Source organism: Sporosarcina saromensis (genome assembly GCF_033253735.1).
In the GTDB taxonomy this organism is placed as follows: Bacteria; Bacillota; Bacilli; order Bacillales_A; family Planococcaceae; genus Sporosarcina; species Sporosarcina saromensis.
The window spans coordinates 1-3921 of sequence record NZ_JAUBDI010000041.1 but is presented as its reverse complement, the minus strand read 5'-3'; the positions used below and the strand labels follow the sequence as shown (position 1 = coordinate 3921).

Annotated in this window: 4 protein-coding genes; all 4 read left to right on the top strand. The window is 30.8% G+C overall.

The window, feature by feature from the left end:
* Window positions 1-61 precede the first annotated feature (61 nt).
* The 4 genes from QT711_RS19475 (at window position 62) to QT711_RS19460 (ending at window position 3581) form a co-directional block, all read left to right on the top strand.
* Window positions 62-652 carry a C45 family peptidase gene (locus QT711_RS19475; protein ID WP_317946912.1) on the top strand — a complete coding sequence of 197 codons (591 nt, stop codon included), beginning with the start codon at window positions 62-64 and terminating at the stop codon, window positions 650-652.
* Between the two features lie 1128 nt (window positions 653-1780).
* The gene (locus QT711_RS19470; protein ID WP_317946911.1) at window positions 1781-2473 is read left to right on the top strand and encodes a hypothetical protein; all 693 of its coding nucleotides are present in this window, start codon (window positions 1781-1783) and stop codon (window positions 2471-2473) included.
* Window positions 2474-2649: 176 nt separating this feature from the next.
* The gene (locus QT711_RS19465; protein ID WP_317946910.1) at window positions 2650-3240 is read left to right on the top strand and encodes a hypothetical protein; all 591 of its coding nucleotides are present in this window, start codon (window positions 2650-2652) and stop codon (window positions 3238-3240) included.
* A 215-nt stretch (window positions 3241-3455) separates the two neighbouring features.
* On the top strand, window positions 3456-3581 hold the full coding sequence (locus QT711_RS19460) for a hypothetical protein (protein ID WP_317946909.1): 126 nt from the start codon (window positions 3456-3458) through the stop codon (window positions 3579-3581).
* The last annotated feature ends 340 nt before the right edge of the window (window positions 3582-3921 follow it).

Below are 3921 nucleotides of genomic sequence, written 5' to 3'. Positions count from 1 at the left end.
TAATAGTATTTAATCGAGAGAGTTTTCGTCATAAAGAATCTTTACTAAATCGATAAAATGGATGTTGGCAAGTAGCTACATTTTTAACTGCCAAACTATGCATTTCCTACTTGCCAAATACAAAGATGTTGAGGAAGGAATTACTTATTTAGAGAATATGCCTATTGGAACAAATATGAATTTGCTTCTAGCAGATGCAAATGGTAACGCAGCTTTAATAGAAACTTATGATGGAAAAAAGGTTGTAGAAAGAGGCAATAAAAAATCAGGATTTTTGATTGCAACCAATCATGCTGTAATGCCAGAAATAATTAAGTTAGAACGCGGGAAATTAGAACAATCTGAAATGCGTTATAATTTCCTGAAAAACAACTTAGAAAATAATAATTTTATTACAAAGAATGAATTACAACAATTAATGTTAAAGGAATACCCTAATGGTGTAACAGTACACAATTTTGAGGAAAATTTCGGAACTGTTCATTCTATACTATTTAATCTCAATGAAAAACAATTAGATATTTCTTTTGGTTCCCCTATCAATAATAAAATCTATAAATTAAAAGTAGGAGAAACCTTGCCTTTTAATGAATTAGAAATTTTTATTAAGAACAATAACTATGGGCCAAACTTTTGGAAATTAGTAAAATAATACTTCAAATATCCGAAGGAATGGATAACTCTAAGCATCCTTTTCTAAATAATCTAACACTAATTAAAATAACAACCGATTCCTTTCAAGTAAGAAATCAGCTCTTTAGTCTCTTAGTGAATATTATAATATTCACTAGGATGCGGAGAGATTATCAAGCCCTTTATAACTAAGAAAGCATGTTTAAAATAATTATGGAATCTTTTTTATCTTGCCAACAAGCTCGATATTGATTTAGAAGAGGCGTTTAGAAAAAAGAGTGAGATAAATATAGGAATTAAGATTAATACTCTTAAAATTTTAATGGTACTGCTAAAAAAGACTCTAAAAATAAAAAGAGAAGTTAATATCTTGGTAATTATTATAAAGTTTAAATAGAATCCGGTTTTCGTTTTGAAGGCCGGATAATTTACGAACATTTTCTTACCGTTGTAAATCCGCATTTTCCTGACGCTACCCCTATTAGTTCGATGATACGGTGAATCATTTGACAGCCGATCCGGTTTTTAATAAGATCCTCGCGAAACCTACCGGCTTTCCAGTCTTCTTATCCATGGTTTGACAGAGACGACTCAATTGTCCTAAAACGGCAAACCAAGCAATGATTATAGAACTCTACTCCTCGCATGCGTATCGGCGTTACCAAACGGTCGGATTTCATCCGCTGACAATTCTACGACTTAACGGACGACTTCCTTAAAGGTCCCGACAACCATGAATAATTGGGAAAAATTTAATATGAGAACAAAATGTATATATTTGCACAAATGCGATGAAAAACATGTTATTAATAGCATGTTTTTCATCGCATTTGTGCAAAAAAAAGAACTTTACAAATCATCTTGTTACATGAAACAATTGAACTATAAGATTAGTCGGCCGACGTTCTTTATTATTAGAGATTTTGTTGTATGTTTCATATAAGCTTTTTGGTTTTAACCAAAAGAATCATTACCAAATCGATTCTAGTTAATCTGTACCCCATAATGCAATATTTAGATCTAAAAGAAGATGGTTGATACTAAGCATTTTAGTCCAATTAAAACTTAATATTCGTAGTTACCAAAGAAATTTTGAAATTTCAAAGGTGTTGTTAATAACAATATTACAAGAGGAGTGGTATGGTGTATGAAGAAGTTTACAATGTTATTTACAAGTATTTTATTATCTCTTACATTTACTACATCGATATTTGCTAAAGAAAATGGATCTAATAGTTTAATTTATTATTCTGACGAAGAGATTCAACAAAAAGCAATTGAAGCAACTAATCAAGATTTATTAAATTATATGGATTCAAATACATCTTTAAATACTGGAGGAGATAATTTAATTTCCCCCCAAAGTAGTACTTATAGAGAATGGCCTGTTAGCTATAATCCTAAGACAGTAGTTAATAGTAATACAGCTTTTGAATTGGCAAAGGTAACTTTTGATTCCCGTGGCGCCACTTCAGCAGAAATAGAATTAGAATATAATTCAAGTAAAACTATTACTTGGACGGTATCAGGTACTGTTTCAGGCACAGCAGAATTTAGTATTATTGGTCAGAGAGTTGAAGCAAGCGCAAGTACTACAATCGCTAGAGAATCAAGTACTAGTAATGCAGTAGTTGCAAAATTTAAAAGAGGTGTTCAACTTAATAAAACAGGATATGTTAAAATATATGCCCACGGTATTGCCACAACTGGTACTTTACAATACAAATGGCAAGATGTAACTGGTAGAACAGGTTACATTAATAAAAGTATAAGTTCAAGAATACCATATCAAAAATATGATGGCACCTATATTCACTTTGGCCCAGTAGTTTATAATTAGATAATAGGAAATCACAAAGTTTAGTTAAGTAATATTTAATAATAATAGAGGTTTCCCTGTGGAAATAAATCTAACAGGGAAACTCTTGTTTCTGATACTTAAAAATCCTACTATGTAGATAAAACTCTATATTCTAGCTACAACTATGTTATTCCTATAAGTATTGGAGGACTCAAATGTCATTGAAAAGATTTTTACTAATATTTTTAATGCTCACAATTGCTATTCTAGTTTTCTTTTTTTTAAATAAGGAATTGACTTCAAACGATACTAATAAAAATCTTACCTACGAAGAATTTAACTTGGTTACAAAAGAAATTGTGGATAGTGCCTTAAAAAAGAAATACGAAAATTTAGAGGTTCTACCTATACATGTTACAGTTTATCCTGGAAATCCTAAAAAAATTTGGACAAAAGATACTATAGATGTTGTTGAAAATAATGCATTAAAGCCAAAAAAAATATCAATTTTAATTAAGAAAAATAAAATTATTACAAAAGTTGATTTCGTTTTTAATCCATCTATAAAAGATAAACAATATTATAGTGTTAACAGAATTGAACCATCTATAAATTCAGAGCAAGCTGTTGAATTTTTCCCTAATGTTTATATTGAGAACTTTACCGCGAAGGGTATTTTTATTCAGACAACAACATTTGCTGAAACAAATATTGAATACAAAGAAAATTTGAGTGATGAAATGATTGAGCAAGCTGTTGAAGTTGTAACACTTATTCAAAATTATTTAGTTGACAACAATTTCTAATTTTAGAAAGAATAGCACTTATATTTATATATTTTTAAATAAAAAAATTACCAAGTATTCCATGGCTAAGGTTTTTTATTGAGTATATTTTGTTTATAGAGAGTCTGGGTATATCTATATAGCACGTTCTAATTTCTCTACTTGATTATTAAACCTTACAGTTATTTTGTGCTAATAATATCATTAATTTTTTCTTGAAGAAAAGGGTGAAATGAATGAAAAGATGGATATGTGCTATGATATTGGTCATTCTTTTTCCCATTAGTGGAAATGAATTTTACGTTGGTGCAACAGACGAGGAACTGCCAGGAATGACGGAGGAAATTGGAAAAGGAGTTTAACTAGGGTTATTGATGTTTTATACTAATTGGTATGATAATTGGGTAGGGGCAGATACTGTTAACGTATTGGTGACTGCTGGGATGTTAGCTAGTGGTTTGTATCCAGTAGTTAAATCAATTTTCCCCTAGTAAATTTCACAATACACAAATGGATGTTTTGTTTTTCGCATATTCCAAAGGTCAATTTCTCATTTTTGTTGAGAAGTTGACCTTTTTGTTGTTGTGCGCCCGGCATGGGCTATAACTTGGTGGTGAAAGTCCACTACAGGCTTGGCAGTAGGAACTGTTAGCTTAAGGCAAGGGTGTTCATCGTGAGGTGGAATCTGAAGGAAGCCGGCGG